General features: G+C 60.6%; 15 protein-coding genes. All 15 read left to right on the top strand.

Annotated elements, in window-relative coordinates:
* The first annotated feature begins 247 nt into the window (after positions 1 to 247).
* Positions 248 to 613: an NADH-quinone oxidoreductase subunit A gene (locus tag ACCD05_RS01770; protein ID WP_026283310.1), complete on the top strand. Its 366-nt coding sequence runs from the start codon at positions 248 to 250 to the stop codon at positions 611 to 613.
* Complete coding sequence (locus tag ACCD05_RS01765) at positions 604 to 1,188, top strand: NuoB/complex I 20 kDa subunit family protein (RefSeq protein WP_047509985.1); 585 nt, start codon at positions 604 to 606, stop codon at positions 1,186 to 1,188. The genes ACCD05_RS01770 and ACCD05_RS01765 overlap by 10 nt, the downstream gene beginning before the upstream one ends.
* Positions 1,189 to 1,203: 15 nt before the next feature.
* Entirely contained in the window at positions 1,204 to 1,806 is a 603-nt protein-coding gene (locus ACCD05_RS01760; protein WP_018900212.1) for an NADH-quinone oxidoreductase subunit C, read from the top strand.
* Positions 1,807 to 1,878: 72 nt separating this feature from the next.
* Positions 1,879 to 3,069 carry an NADH-quinone oxidoreductase subunit D gene (locus ACCD05_RS01755; RefSeq protein ID WP_413390805.1) on the top strand — a complete coding sequence of 397 codons (1,191 nt, stop codon included), beginning with the start codon at positions 1,879 to 1,881 and terminating at the stop codon, positions 3,067 to 3,069.
* Positions 3,069 to 3,344: a hypothetical protein gene (locus tag ACCD05_RS01750; protein WP_111561288.1), complete on the top strand. Its 276-nt coding sequence runs from the start codon at positions 3,069 to 3,071 to the stop codon at positions 3,342 to 3,344. The genes ACCD05_RS01755 and ACCD05_RS01750 overlap by 1 nt, the downstream gene beginning before the upstream one ends.
* 16 nt (positions 3,345 to 3,360) lie before the next feature.
* A complete protein-coding gene (locus ACCD05_RS01745; RefSeq protein ID WP_112979516.1) occupies positions 3,361 to 4,488 on the top strand; it encodes an NADH-quinone oxidoreductase subunit E in 1,128 nt (375 codons plus the stop codon).
* A gap of 10 nt (positions 4,489 to 4,498) precedes the next feature.
* Entirely contained in the window at positions 4,499 to 5,803 is a 1,305-nt protein-coding gene (nuoF, locus tag ACCD05_RS01740) for an NADH-quinone oxidoreductase subunit NuoF (RefSeq protein WP_413390802.1), read from the top strand.
* Between the two features lie 4 nt (positions 5,804 to 5,807).
* On the top strand, positions 5,808 to 6,455 hold the full coding sequence (locus ACCD05_RS01735; RefSeq protein WP_413390800.1) for a 5' DNA nuclease: 648 nt from the start codon (positions 5,808 to 5,810) through the stop codon (positions 6,453 to 6,455).
* 226 nt (positions 6,456 to 6,681) lie between these two features.
* Positions 6,682 to 8,763, top strand: a complete 2,082-nt coding sequence (gene nuoG / locus ACCD05_RS01730) for an NADH-quinone oxidoreductase subunit NuoG (protein ID WP_413390798.1) — start codon at positions 6,682 to 6,684, stop codon at positions 8,761 to 8,763.
* A gap of 12 nt (positions 8,764 to 8,775) precedes the next feature.
* The gene (gene nuoH, locus ACCD05_RS01725) at positions 8,776 to 9,819 is read left to right on the top strand and encodes an NADH-quinone oxidoreductase subunit NuoH (RefSeq protein ID WP_018900205.1); all 1,044 of its coding nucleotides are present in this window, start codon (positions 8,776 to 8,778) and stop codon (positions 9,817 to 9,819) included.
* A gap of 40 nt (positions 9,820 to 9,859) precedes the next feature.
* A complete protein-coding gene (nuoI, locus tag ACCD05_RS01720) occupies positions 9,860 to 10,351 on the top strand; it encodes an NADH-quinone oxidoreductase subunit NuoI (protein WP_018900204.1) in 492 nt (163 codons plus the stop codon).
* A 136-nt stretch (positions 10,352 to 10,487) separates the two neighbouring features.
* On the top strand, positions 10,488 to 11,102 hold the full coding sequence (locus ACCD05_RS01715; protein WP_018900203.1) for an NADH-quinone oxidoreductase subunit J: 615 nt from the start codon (positions 10,488 to 10,490) through the stop codon (positions 11,100 to 11,102).
* A 29-nt stretch (positions 11,103 to 11,131) separates the two neighbouring features.
* Positions 11,132 to 11,440, top strand: a complete 309-nt coding sequence (nuoK, locus tag ACCD05_RS01710) for an NADH-quinone oxidoreductase subunit NuoK (RefSeq protein ID WP_018900202.1) — start codon at positions 11,132 to 11,134, stop codon at positions 11,438 to 11,440.
* A gap of 7 nt (positions 11,441 to 11,447) precedes the next feature.
* Positions 11,448 to 13,442, top strand: coding sequence for an NADH-quinone oxidoreductase subunit L (gene nuoL / locus ACCD05_RS01705; protein ID WP_047509993.1), 1,995 nt, complete (start codon positions 11,448 to 11,450; stop codon positions 13,440 to 13,442).
* Entirely contained in the window at positions 13,442 to 14,953 is a 1,512-nt protein-coding gene (locus tag ACCD05_RS01700; RefSeq protein WP_413390795.1) for an NADH-quinone oxidoreductase subunit M, read from the top strand. Before nuoL ends, ACCD05_RS01700 begins: the two co-directional genes overlap by 1 nt.

The raw sequence follows: 14,953 nt of genomic DNA, 5'->3' as shown, positions 1-14,953 counted from the left end.
TGAAAGCCCTTGAGTTATGCAATATATGCTAGGCTGGCATGCAAGATCGTGTGCTGTGCGTTGATTTGTCGCAAAAACAATGTGCATGGCTAATAATGTCGCACGCGTGCAATTGGAATTGACACGCTAAAACTCTTGCGCATTGGCTGTGGCTGCGCTAACCACGGCTTGTTGCAACGCACGTTCGCTTGCCGGGCAAATGCCCAGGTGCGCCTCCCGGCGCAAATGGCAAGCAGGGATGAACCTGATGACTGGACTTCTCAGTTCCTATATTCCGATCGCCATTTTCATTGCCATCGCCCTTGTAATCGGCTTGTCGCTGCTCATTGCGCCGTTCGCCGTTGCCTACAAGGCGCCTGATGCTGAAAAGCTTTCGGCTTTCGAATGCGGCTTCAACGCGTTCGACGACGCCCGCATGAAATTCGATATCCGCTTCTATCTGGTGTCGATTCTCTTCATCATCTTCGACCTCGAAGTCGCCTTTCTGTTCCCGTGGGCCGTTTCTTTCGGCGCGATCGGCTGGTTCGGCTTCTGGTCCATGATGGTCTTCCTTCTCGTGCTGACCATCGGCTTTATTTATGAGTGGAAAAAGGGAGCCCTGGAATGGGAGTAGCCCCAAGCGACAAGGCGCTCGTCGCGCCACATCCGAAAGGCATCATCGACCCGGCAACGGGCAAGCCTGTTGGCAGCGACAGTGCGTTCTTCGGCGAGATCAATGACGAGCTGGCCGACAAGGGCTTCCTGGTCACCTCCACTCGCGATCTGATCACCTGGGCGCGTACCGGCTCGCTGATGTGGATGCAGTTCGGTCTGGCCTGCTGCGCCGTCGAAGGCCTGATGCAGGTCTCCGGTCCGCGTTACGACATGGAGCGCTTCGGCGTTGCTCCGCGCGCTTCGCCGCGCCAGTCTGATGTCATGATCGTCGCTGGTACGCTGACCAACAAGATGGCGCCGGCGCTCCGCAAGGTCTATGACCAGATGCCGGAGCCGCGTTACGTCATCTCGATGGGCTCCTGCGCAAACGGCGGTGGCTATTATCACTATTCCTACTCGGTCGTGCGTGGCTGCGATCGTGTTGTTCCTGTCGATATCTACGTGCCGGGCTGTCCCCCCACGGCAGAAGCGCTGCTCTACGGGGTCTTGCTTCTGCAGAAGAAGATACGGCGCACCGGAACGATTGAGCGCTAAGGGCGGAGGACTGTCATGAGTGAAGCCTTGAGCGAACTGTCGTCGTATCTCCGCGAGATGCGCGGCGATCTGATTGTCGATGCATCGATCAGCTATGGCGAATTGAACGTAACCACGACGCCGGAAACGATCGTCGCGCTGCTGACGTTCCTGCGCGACGATCCGCGTTGCGGCTTTGTCAGCATGATCGACATTTGCGGCGTCGACTGGCCGCAGCGCGAAAAGCGTTTCGATGTCGTCTACCATCTTCTGTCGCCGAAGCAGAACCTGCGCATCCGCGTCAAACTCGCCGTTGCCGATGGTGTATCGGTTCCGTCGGCGACGTCGGTCTACATGGGGGCCGAGTGGTTCGAGCGCGAAGCCTGGGACATGTACGGCATTCCGTTCTCCGGCCATGCCGACCTGCGCCGTCTGCTGACGGACTACGGCTTCGAAGGCCACCCGCTGCGCAAGGACTTCCCGACCACAGGTTATGTCGAGGTACGTTATGATGATGCGGCCAAGCGCGTTGTCTACGAGCCCGTCGAACTGAAGCAGGAATTCCGCAATTTCGATTTCACGTCCCCGTGGGAAGGCACCGATTACGTACTTCCGGGAGACGAGAAGGCTGCGAATTGAGATGAGGCTCGACTGTCTTGAAGCCTCTCCGTTCGCCGTCTCATGCCAATTGCCAGCGCGGAGCGCGTCGCTATGACTGAACATAACGTTCGCAACTTTACGATCAACTTCGGACCGGAGCATCCGTCCGCGCACGGCGTTCTGCGTCTGGTGCTTGAGCTCGATGGCGAAATCATCGAGCGCGTCGATCCGCATATCGGCCTCTTGCACCGCGGCACCGAAAAGCTGATCGAATCGAAGACCTATCTTCAGGCCGTTCCTTATTTCGATCGTCTCGACTACGTCGCGCCGATGAACCAGGAGCATGCTTTCGCGCTCGCCGTCGAAAAGATGCTGAAGCTGGAAATTCCGATTCGCGGTCAGCTCATCCGTGTTCTCTACTCCGAAATTGGCCGAATCTTGTCGCACATCATGAACGTGACGACGCAGGCCATGGACGTCGGCGCGATGACGCCGCCGGTATGGGGCTTCGAAGAGCGCGAAAAGCTGATGGTGTTTTACGAGCGCGCCTGTGGCGCCCGTATGCACTCGGCCTATTTCCGTCCGGGCGGCGTCCACCAGGACATCCCGCAGGAACTGGTCGAGGATATCGGCAAGTGGTGCGATCCATTCCTGAAGGTTCTCGACGATATCGAAGGCCTCCTGACCGACAACCGTATCTTCAAGCAGCGTAACGTCGATATCGGCGTCGTCTCGCTGGAAGACGCATGGTCCTGGGGCTTCTCGGGCGTCATGGTTCGCGGTTCGGGCGCTGCCTGGGACCTGCGCCGCTCGCAGCCCTACGAGTGCTACAACGATCTCGAATTCGACATCGCCATCGGCAAGAACGGCGACTGCTACGACCGCTATCTGATCCGCATGATCGAAATGCGCCAGTCCGTCCGTATCATGAAGCAGTGCGTCAACCGCCTGCTTGGCGATGCCAAGGCCGGTCCGGTCTCCTCGATCGACGGCAAGGTCGTTCCGCCGAAGCGTGGCGAGATGAAGCGTTCGATGGAAGCGCTGATCCACCACTTCAAGCTCTACACCGAAGGCTACCACGTTCCGGCCGGCGAAGTGTACGCGGCCGTCGAAGCGCCGAAGGGCGAGTTCGGCGTCTACGTCGTCGCCGACGGCAGCAACAAGCCCTATCGTTGCAAGATCCGCGCCCCGGGCTATGCCCACCTGCAGGCGATGGATTTCCTCTGCAAGGGCCACATGCTTGCCGACGTGACCGCCGTTCTCGGTTCGCTCGACATCGTCTTCGGCGAGGTCGACCGCTAATGAAGCTGCCGTCGCTCGTTACCGTCGTTCTCCTCCTGGCTTCTGGCGCTTACGCGCAGGAAGCCGGTGGACTTGGCCCCAAGCTGGGCCAGGAAGACGTAGCGCCGCCGGCAAACAAGGCGTCCATGGGCGAGCTTTTGTCCAGGGGCTATCAAATCAAGGCTGCAGTCCCCAACGGTGGAAAGTTCTTCGTTGTGTTCCTGCAGAAAGACCAGTCGGCCTACGCTTGCGAGATGAAGTCTCTGACCTCGTCGCAGTGTGGCGCCCTAAACTGACAAGGCGTGAGGAAGAATGTCCGTTCGTCGATTAGCCGAAGATCAATTCCAGCCTGCCGCGTTCGCCTTCAATGACGAGAACGCGGCCTGGGCGGATAAGACGATCCAGAAATACCCTGCGGGCCGTCAGCAATCCGCGGTCATTCCGCTGTTGATGCGAGCGCAGGAACAGGACGGCTGGGTCACGCGCGCGGCGATCGAAAAGGTCGCCAACATGCTGGACATGGCCTATATCCGCGTTCTCGAGGTCGCGACCTTCTACACGCAGTTCCAGCTCGGGCCGGTCGGCACGCGCGCCCACATCCAGGTGTGCGGCACGACGCCTTGCATGCTGCGCGGTTCGGAAGGCCTGATGTCGGTCTGCAAGAGCAAGATCCATCACCATCCGTTCGAGCGTAATGCCGAAGGTACGCTGTCCTGGGAAGAAGTCGAATGTCTCGGGGCTTGCGTCAATGCGCCCATGGTCATGATCGGCAAGGACACCTACGAAGACCTGACGCCGGAGCGCCTGGCCGAAATCATCGATACGTTTGACGCCGGCAACGGCGCAAGTGTAACACCCGGCCCGCAGATCGACCGTCACTTCTCCTCTCCGGAAGGCGGCCCGACGTCGCTGACCGACGAAGAGCCGAAGAAGAAGGCCTCCGCCAAGAAGGTCGTTGCAGACGCTACGACCGCAACGGTCGACGCCGCACCGGTTCCCCCGTCGGAAGCAGCCCGCGCCAAGAGCACGGACGCTGAAACCAACGCCGCGCTGAAGACGCCGGTGACGGCGCCGAAGGCCGCTGCAAAAAACGCCAAGGCCGTTGAAGAACAGCCGGGCGTCGCAGCACCGGTTCCGGCAACAGCAAAGCCGTCTCTCACCGACAAGAACCGTCCTGCCGGCATCGAAAAGCCTGCGACCCCTGACGATCTGAAGCTGATCTCGGGCGTTGGTCCGAAGATCGAAGGCACGCTGCACGAACTGGGCATCTTCACCTTCGCGCAGGTGGCGGGTTGGAAGAAGGCCGAGCGCGAGTGGGTTGATGGCTACCTGAATTTCAAGGGCCGCATCGATCGCGACGACTGGGTCAAGCAGGCCAAGGCGCTCGCCAAGGGCGGCGAAGCCGAATACATTAAAGTCTTCGGCAAGAAGCCGCGGTAAGAGGTGAAGCATGTTACAAGATAAAGATCGCATCTTTACCAATATCTACGGCCTCAAGGACAAGTCCCTGAAGGGCGCGATGAGCCGCGGCCACTGGGATGGCACCAAGCAGATCCTCGAAAAGGGTCGCGACTGGATCATCAACGAGATGAAGGCCTCCGGTCTTCGCGGTCGTGGCGGCGCCGGCTTTCCGACGGGTCTTAAGTGGTCCTTCATGCCGAAGGAAAGCGACGGCCGTCCGCACTATCTCGTCGTCAACGCCGACGAATCCGAGCCCGGCACCTGCAAGGACCGTGACATCATGCGTCACGATCCCCACACGCTGATCGAAGGCTGCGTCATCGCCTCGTTCGCCATGGGCGCGAACACCGCCTATATCTACGTCCGCGGCGAATACATCCGCGAACGCGAGGCGCTGCAGGCTGCGATCGACGAGTGCTACGATTTCGGTCTGCTCGGCAAGAACAACAAGCTCGGCTACCCGATGGACATCTTCGTCCACCACGGCGCCGGCGCTTACATCTGCGGTGAAGAAACCGCGCTTCTCGAAAGCCTGGAAGGCAAGAAGGGCCAGCCGCGCCTGAAGCCACCGTTCCCGGCCAACATGGGTCTCTACGGCTGCCCGACCACGGTCAACAATGTCGAGTCGATCGCTGTTGCTCCGACGATTCTCCGTCGTGGCGCCGGCTGGTTCTCGGCACTCGGCCGCCCGAACAACGTTGGCACCAAGCTGTTCATGCTCTCTGGTCACGTCAACAAGCCGTGCACCGTCGAAGAGGAAATGGGTATCACCTTCCGTGAGCTCGTAGACAAGCACGCCGGCGGTATCCGCGGCGGCTGGGACAACCTGCTCGCGGTCATTCCGGGCGGTGCATCGTGCCCGATCGTTCCCGCCAAGGACATGATCGACGTGCCGATGGACTTCGACGGTCTGCGCTCGGTCGGTTCGTCCTTCGGTACGGCCGCCTCGATCGTCATGGACAAGTCCACCGACGTCATCAAGGCGATCGCGCGTATCTCGGCCTTCTTCAAGCACGAGAGCTGCGGCCAGTGCACGCCGTGCCGCGAAGGCACCGGCTGGATGTGGCGCGTCATGGAGCGCATGGCCAAGGGCAACGCCCAGAAGCGCGAAATCGACATGCTCTTCGCCGTTACCAAGCAGATCGAAGGCCACACTATCTGTGCGCTCGGCGATGCTGCCGCATGGCCGGTGCAGGGTCTGATCCGCAACTTCCGTCATGAGATCGAAGCGCGCATCGATCAGTATACGGCAAACGCCATGGATCATGGCGCGGTTCTCGAGGCTGCTGAGTAAGACGATGGCAAATGCATCCGACAGCAAGAACAAGGAAGGGGTCGCCGATTTCTCGGCCGACTTCGGCCGTCTTGCTGCCGAGATGCTGGAAAATGCCCGTGCCTTGCCGATCGCGCCGATGATGGTCAATCCGGCAGCCGCCATGGCTGCCGCGACCGCAATCGGTTTCGGCTTCTCCACGCAGATGGCCGGCGCCTTCTTCGGCGCCCTCCAGGGCGCGATGGAAGCATCGAACAAGCTGGCGGCGGTTCTCGACGAGACGCCGCCGGAAGAGCCGAAGCCCGAGTTCGACGTGAAGCCGGAAAACATTCGCCCGGCCGCGCCGAAAAAGACGACGGCTCGCGTTAAGCTGGCTGTGGTTGCCGACAAGGCCAAGCCGGTGGCGAAGACGAAGACGAAGACTGTTGCAGCCGCTAAGCTGGCGGCGCGTGGCAAGAAGGCCGATGATCTCAAGCAGATCTCCGGCGTCGGCCCGAAGCTCGAGCAGGTGCTGAACGCTAGGGGTGTTCGCACGCTCAGCGAGATCGCTGGCTGGTCGGATGCCGATGTGGCCCGCCTTGACGCGGAGCTTGGTTTCGACGGCCGCATTGCCCGCGATGGCTGGGTGGCGCAGGCAAAGGCGCTGACGGCAAAGGGCCGGAAGCGGACGTGATGATGTCCGGTCGCGGATCGCGATCGGAGGAGAGACAAGACTGAGCGGCGCGGGGAGGGTCCCAATGCCGCGATGTCGCAGGCCGGTTCCCGGGCCTCGGGGGGCGGAGACGAAAATTTGGACGACACCAGTGTCAGCGGGATAAAAATCCGGTCTGGCAGTGGAAACGTTGCAGAATAGGTTTGTTTGCCGGCTTCCGGTGAACGGGAAACAGGACTGAGTGACGATGGCAAAACTGAAGATTGACGGTAACGAGATCGAGGTCCCGGATCATTACACCCTCATTCAGGCGTGTGAGGAAGCCGGTGCTGAAGTTCCGCGCTTCTGCTTCCACGAACGCCTTTCGGTTGCCGGCAACTGCCGCATGTGCCTCGTCGAGGTCAAGGGTGGCCCGCCGAAGCCGCAGGCATCTTGCGCCATGGGCGTGCGCGATATCCGCGGCGGCCCGAACGGCGAACTGCCTGAGGTCTTCACCAACACGCCGATGGTCAAGAAGGCCCGCGAAGGCGTGATGGAATTCCTGCTGATCAACCATCCGCTGGATTGCCCGATCTGCGACCAGGGTGGCGAGTGCGACCTGCAGGACCAGGCCATGGCCTTCGGTATCGCCGGCTCGCGCTATCAGGAAGACAAGCGCGCCGTCGAGGACAAGTACATCGGACCGCTCGTCAAGACGGTCATGAACCGCTGCATTCACTGCACGCGCTGCGTTCGCTTCACCACCGAGGTAGCAGGCATTGCCGAGCTCGGCCTGATCGGTCGTGGCGAAGACGCCGAGATCACCACCTATCTCGAGCAGGCGATGACCTCCGAGCTGCAGGGCAATGTCGTTGACCTTTGCCCGGTAGGCGCGCTGACCTCCAAGCCCTTCGCCTTCACGGCCCGTCCGTGGGAATTGAACAAGACCGAAACGATCGACGTCATGGACGCCCTCGGCTCGGCAATCCGCGTAGACACTCGTGGCCGCGAAGTCATGCGCGTCATGCCGCGCGTCAACGACCAGATCAACGAAGAGTGGATCTCCGACAAGAGCCGCTTCATCTGGGATGGTCTGAAGACGCAGCGCCTCGACAAGCCTTACGTTCGCAAGGACGGCCGCCTGCAGGTCGCAAGCTGGCCGGACGCGTTCGCAGCGATCAAGTCGGCTGTCGCCTCGACATCCGGCGACAAGATCGGCGCCATCGCCGGCGACCTCGCTTCGGTCGAAGAGATGTATGCTCTGTCCGAACTGGTGAAGTCGCTCGGTTCCGAGAACCTCGACTGTCGCCAGGATGGGACGGCACTTGATCCGTCGCTCGGCCGCGCAAGCTACCTCTTCAACCCGACGATCGAAGGCATCGAACAGGCCGACGCGCTGCTCATCATCGGCGCCAACCCGCGCTTCGAAGCAGCCGTTCTCAACGCCCGCATCCGCAAGCGCTGGCGCCGTGGCAACTTCCCGATTGGCGTGATCGGCGAAGCCGGCGAACTGCGCTACGACTACGAATATCTCGGCTCCGGCCCGGACACGCTCAAGGATCTGGTCGACGGCGCGCATAGCTTCGCCAAGGTTCTGACCGACGCCAAGAAGCCGCTGATCATCATCGGCCAGGGCGCTCTCTCGCGCGCTGATGGCGCAGGCGTTCTCGCAAGTGCTGCCAAGCTCGCCGGCACCGTCGGTGCTGTGGTTGACGGCTGGAACGGTTTTGCCGTCCTGCACACGGCTGCTGCCCGCGTCGGTGGTCTCGATCTCGGCTTCGTGCCGGGCGCCAAGGGCGTGAATGCTGCCGAGATGCTGACCTCGATGGACGTTCTCTTCCTGCTCGGCGCCGACGAAATGAACTTCGAAGCCAAGAAGGCGAAGTTCACCGTCTACATCGGTTCGCATGGCGACCAGGGCGCACAGAACGCCGACGTCATCCTGCCGGCCGCAGCCTACACGGAAAAGTCGGGCACCTGGGTCAACACCGAAGGCCGCGTTCAGATCGGCAACCGCGCAGGCTTCGCACCGGGCGATGCCCGCGAGGACTGGGCGATTATCCGCGCGCTCTCCGACGTGCTCGGCAAGAAGCTGCCGTTCGACTCGCTGAGCCAGCTGCGCGCCAAGCTTTACCAGGCGTTCCCGCACTTCGCGGCCGCCGACGAGATTGCCGAAAGCGACAGCGCCAAGATTGCTGCCGTCGCCAAGAAAGCCGGCAAGATGAACAAGGCCGGCTTCGCATCGCCGGTGAAAGACTTCTATTTGACGAACCCAATCGCGCGCGCATCGGCTGTCATGGCTGAGTGCTCGGCATTGGCCCCCAACAACTTCAAAGTCGCGGCAGAGTAAGGGCAGGGGACTATGGAATCGTTTCTTTCAACATATGTCTGGCCAGGCCTCCTCATGGTCGGTCAGTCGCTTCTCGTCCTCGTCTGCTTGCTCGTCTTCATCGCCTACATCCTGTTGGCCGACCGCAAGATCTGGGCAGCCGTACAGCTGCGTCGCGGACCGAATGTGGTGGGTCCTTTCGGCCTTTTCCAGTCCTTCGCCGACCTTTTGAAGTTCGTCTTCAAGGAGCCGATCATTCCGGCCGGCGCCGACAAGGCAGTCTTCCTTCTGGCCCCGCTGGTCACCGTGCTTCTGGCGCTGTCGACCTGGGCCGTGGTTCCCTTCGCGGATGGCTGGGTTATCGCCAACATCAATGTCGGCATCCTCTACATCTTCGCGATTTCGTCGCTTGAAGTGTATGGCGTCATCATGGGCGGCTGGGCTTCGAACTCGAAGTATCCGTTCCTCGGCGCGCTTCGCTCGGCAGCACAGATGGTGTCCTACGAAGTCTCGATCGGCTTCGTCATTGTCACCGTCCTGCTTTGCGTGGGTTCGCTGAACCTCACGGACATCGTTCACGCGCAGCAGAGCGGCATCGGTACGCGTCTCGGCATGCCGTCGTCCTTCCTGGACTGGCATTGGCTGGCCCTGTTCCCGATGTTCATCATCTTCTTCATCTCGGCACTGGCTGAAACCAACCGTCCGCCCTTCGACCTTCCGGAAGCTGAATCCGAACTCGTCGCCGGCTTCATGGTCGAGTATGGTTCGGCCCTCTACATGATGTTCATGCTCGGCGAATACGCGGCCATCGTCCTGATGTGCTCGCTGACGACGATCCTGTTCCTCGGAGGCTGGCTGCCGCCGGTCGACGTCTGGTTCCTCAACTGGGTCCCCGGCATCATCTGGTTCATGCTGAAGTCGTGCCTGGTGTTCTTCATGTTCGCGATGGTCAAGGCATTCGTGCCGCGCTACCGCTACGACCAGCTGATGCGCCTCGGCTGGAAGGTCTTCCTTCCGCTGTCGCTCGCCATGGTCATCATTGTTGCATTCGTGCTGAAGCTGACGGCAGGGGCATGATCATGCCGGCCCTGGTTTCCAGCAATATTGGAGGTTGAAGATGGCAGGCTTGTCCAACGCTGTCAGCTCGTTGTTCCTGAAGGAATTCATCAGCGCTTTCTGGCTGACGTTCCGTTACATTTTCAAGCAGAAGGCAACGGTGAACTATCCGTTCGAAAAGGGACCGGTCAGCCCGCGCTTCCGTGGCGAACATGCGCTCCGTCGTTATCCCAACGGCGAAGAGCGTTGCATCGCCTGCAAGCTGTGTGAGGCTATCTGTCCTGCTCAGGCGATCACCATCGAAGCCGGCCCGCGCCGCAACGATGGCACCCGCCGTACGGTCCGTTACGATATCGACATGGTGAAGTGCATCTATTGCGGCTTCTGCCAGGAGGCTTGCCCGGTCGATGCTATCGTCGAGGGCCCGAATTTCGAATTTGCGACGGAAACGCGCGAAGAGCTCTACTTCGACAAGCAGAAGCTCCTTGAGAACGGCGACCGTTGGGAGCGTGAAATCGCTCGCAACCTCGCACTCGACGCTCCGTACCGTTGATTGAAATTGAAATGCCGGGCGGTGCTTGAAGCGTCGCCCAGTCAACATGCACCAGAGCTTCGCGGCAACCAATGCGAAGCTTCATCGGGCGGGGGGAGTACCCGGCAGCCCGTGGGAAGATGAAGAAGGCACGAACATGGGTCTGCAGGCTCTATTTTTCTATATTTTCGCCTTTATCGCGATAGCGTCGGCGTTCATGGTCATCTGGTCGAAGAACCCGGTTCACTCGGTTCTGTTCCTGATCCTGGTTTTCTTCAACGCGGCCGGTCTCTTCCTGCTGCTCGGGGCTGAATTCCTCGCGATGATCCTGCTCGTCGTTTATGTCGGCGCCGTGGCGGTTCTCTTCCTCTTCGTGGTCATGATGCTCGACATCGACTTCACGGAGCTGCGCGCGGGCGTTCTGGAATACGCGCCGATCGGCGCGCTGATCGGGGTGATCCTCGCGGCCGAGCTGATCGTCGTGGTCGGCGGCAGCGTGATCTCGCCGGAGATCGCCAAGACGGTCGCCATGCCGATCCCCGCGATCACCGAGCGCACCAACACCGCCGCCCTCGGCGACGTGCTCTATACGAATTACGTCTACTTCTTCGAAATCGCCGCTCTCGTCCTGCTGGTCGCGATGATCGGGGCAATCGTGCTCACGCTCAAGCATCGCACGACGGTCAAGCGTCAGAACATCGCAAACCAGGTTGCCCGCAACCCGAAGACCGCCGTCGAGGTGATCTCGGTGAAGCCGGGGCAGGGGCTTTGAGGCAGGCGCGAGCTTAAGGAAACAACACAATGGTCATCGGACTTTCCCATTACCTGACGGTCAGCGCCATCCTCTTCACGCTCGGCGTCTTCGGCATCTTCCTCAACCGGAAGAACATCATCGTCATCCTGATGTCGATCGAGCTCATTTTGCTCGCCGTCAACATCAACATGGTCGCCTTCTCGTCGTTCCTGAACGACATCGTCGGCCAGGTCTTTGCATTGTTCATTCTGACCGTCGCTGCTGCTGAAGCGGCCATCGGTCTCGCAATTCTCGTCGTCTTCTACCGCAACCGCGGCTCCATCGCCGTGGAAGACGTCAATATGATGAAGGGCTGATAAGGCTATGTTTTTATATAAGGCTATCGTCTTTCTTCCCCTGATCGGCGCGATCATCGCCGGCCTTTTCGGCCGCGCGATCGGCGCCAAGGCGTCGGAATTCGTCACCACGGGTCTGATGATCATCGCGGCGGTCCTGTCGTGGTACGTCTTCATCACCGTCGGCATGGGCCATGTCGAAGGCGGCCCGATCAAGGTCGAAGTCCTGCGCTGGATCCAGTCCGGCGGCATCGACGTCTCCTGGTCGCTGCGCATCGACACGCTGACCTCGGTCATGCTGATCGTCGTCAACTCGGTTTCGACGCTCGTCCATCTCTATTCGATCGGGTACATGCACCATGACCCGCATCGCCCGCGCTTCTTCGCCTATCTGTCGCTCTTCACCTTCGCGATGTTGATGCTGATCACGTCGGACAACCTTGCCCAAATGTTCTTCGGCTGGGAAGGCGTGGGTCTGGCGTCCTACCTGCTGATCGGCTTCTGGTTCAAGAAGCCGTCGGCAAACGCCGCCGCCATGAAGGCCTTCATCGTCAACCGCGTTGGCGACTTCGGCTTCATCCTCGGTATCTCAAGCGTTTTCGTTCTCTTCGGCGCCATCAACTTCGACACCATCTTCGCCAATGCCGCGAGCTTCGCGCATGAAGGCGGCGAGGGCGGTGAAGTGGTTCTGAACCTCTTCGGCATGCACCTCGACAAGGCTCACGCGCTGACTGGCGCATGCCTGCTGCTCTTCATGGGCGCGATGGGTAAGTCGGCGCAGTTCCTGCTGCACACCTGGCTGCCTGACGCCATGGAAGGCCCGACGCCTGTGTCGGCGCTCATCCATGCCGCGACCATGGTTACCGCCGGCGTCTTCCTCGTCGCCCGCATGTCGCCGCTGTTCGAACTGTCGCCGGATGCGCTGACCGTCGTCACCATCATCGGTGCGATCACCGCCTTCTTCGCGGCAACCGTCGGCCTCGTTCAGAACGACATCAAGCGTGTCATCGCCTACTCGACCTGCTCGCAGCTCGGCTACATGTTCGTTGCTCTCGGCGTCGGCGCCTATGGCGCGGCGATCTTCCACCTGTTCACGCACGCTTTCTTCAAGGCACTGCTCTTCCTTTGCGCCGGCTCGGTCATCCATGCCGTAGATGGTGAGCAGGACATGAGAAACATGGGTGGCCTGCGTCCGCACATCAAGGTCACGTTCCTGATGATGCTGATCGGCACGCTCGCCATCACCGGCGTCGGCATCCCGTTCACGCCGTTCGGCTTCGCCGGCTTCTTCTCGAAGGACGTGATCATCGAGGCAACCTACGCATCGCATTCGCCGGTCGCTGGCTTCGCCTTCGCCATGCTGGTTATCGCGGCTCTGTTCACGAGCTTCTATTCCTGGCGCCTGATGTTCCTCACCTTCTTCAACAAGCCGCGCGCTTCGCACGAGGTCATGCACCACGTGCACGAATCGCCGCAGGTCATGCTGATCCCGCTCTATCTGCTGGCGATCGGCGCGGTCTTCGCGGGCTGGTTCTTCGAAGGACACTTCTACGGCGAGGAATATGCCGAGTTCTGGAAGGGTGCGCTCTTCACCTCGGAGCACAACGAGCTGGTCCACGAGTTCCACCACGTTCCGGCCCTCGTAGCCCTCAGCCCCTTCATCGCCATGGTGATCGGTTTCGTGACCGCCTGGTATATGTACATCAAGTCGCCGTCGACGCCGGCAGTGCTCGCACGCCAGCATCGAGTGCTCTACCAGTTCCTCTTGAACAAGTGGTACTTCGACGAGCTCTACGACTTCCTCTTCGTCCGTTCGGCAAAGGCCCTTGGCCGGTTCCTGTGGAAGAAGGGTGACGTCGGCGTCATCGACACCTACGGCCCGAACGGCATTGCCGCCCGTGTCGTCGATGTCACCAACCGCGTCGTGCGCCTGCAGAGCGGTTACCTCTATCACTACGCGTTCGCCATGCTGATCGGCGTTGCAGCGCTCGTTACCTGGATGATGCTCGGGAGTGCCCTCTGATGACCGATTGGCCTATTCTTTCCACGGTCACCTTCCTGCCGTTCGTCGGCGTGGTGCTCCTGCTTCTGATGAATGAGAACGGCCCGAACGGCCGCCGCAACGTCCTCAACATTGCCCTGTTGACGACGGTCGTGACCTTCATCCTGTCGCTCTTCATCTGGATCGGTTTCGACAACGCGAACCCGGGCTTCCAGATGATCGAGAAGCACGGCTGGCTCGGCACGGGCATCAGCTATCATCTCGGCGTCGACGGCATTTCGATGCTGTTCGTCATCCTCTCGACCTTCCTCATGCCCTTCTGCGTGCTCGCCAGCTGGTTCTCGGTGGAGAAGCGCCTGAAGGAATACATGATCGCCTTCCTGATGCTGGAAGTGATGATGGTCGGCGTCTTCGTGTCGCTCGATATCGTTCTCTTCTACGTGTTCTTCGAAGCCGGCCTGATCCCGATGTTCCTGATCATCGGTGTCTGGGGTGGCAAGGATCGCGTCTACGCCAGCTACAAGTTCTTCCTCTACACGCTGCTCGGCTCCGTGCTGATGCTGCTCGCCATCATGGCTATGTATTGGCAGGCCGGCACGACCGATATCTCGGCGCTGCTCGCCTACAAGTTCCCGCCGCATATGCAGACCTGGCTATGGCTGGCCTTCTTCGCCTCCTTCGCGGTGAAGATGCCGATGTGGCCGGTTCACACCTGGCTTCCCGACGCCCACGTTCAGGCGCCGACGGCTGGCTCCGTCATCCTGGCGGGCGTCCTCCTGAAGCTCGGCGGCTACGGCCTGATCCGCTTTTCGCTCGGCATGTTCCCTGTTGCCTCCGATTTCTTCGCGCCGATGGTCTTTGCCATGTCCGTCATCGCCATCATCTACACCTCGCTGGTGGCGCTGATGCAGGAAGACATCAAGAAGCTGATCGCCTATTCCTCGGTTGCCCACATGGGTTACGTGACGATGGGTATCTTCGCGGCCAACGCGCAGGGTCTGCAGGGCTCGATCTTCCAGATGCTGTCGCACGGTATCGTCTCGGGCGCGCTCTTCCTCTGCGTCGGCGTGGTCTACGACCGCACCCACACCCGCGAGATCGCGGCCTATGGCGGCCTCGTCAACAACATGCCGAAATATGCTGTTGCGATGATGGTCTTCACCATGGCGAACGTCGGTCTTCCCGGCACCTCGGGCTTCATCGGCGAATTCCTGACGCTGATCGGTGTCTTCCGGGTCAACAGCTGGGTTGCGCTCTTTGCCGCCACCGGCGTCATCCTCTCGGCCGCTTACGCGCTCTGGCTCTATCGCCGGGTGATCTTCGGCACGCTGGACAAGGAAAAGCTCAAGGCTCTCCTCGACCTGTCGCCGCGCGAGCAGCTGATCCTCTACCCGCTGATTGCTCTGACGATCTTCTTCGGCGTCTATCCGGCTCCGGTCTTCGATGTGACCGCTGCCTCCGTCGACCATCTGATCAACAGCTATTCGGCCGCAGTCCAGGCAGCGCATGACTTCGCGCTGTCGATGAAATGA

The organism is Rhizobium sp. Rhizsp42 (assembly GCF_047304155.1).
GTDB lineage: Bacteria > Pseudomonadota > Alphaproteobacteria > Rhizobiales > Rhizobiaceae > Rhizobium.
This window is presented reverse-complemented; position numbering and strand designations above follow the sequence as displayed.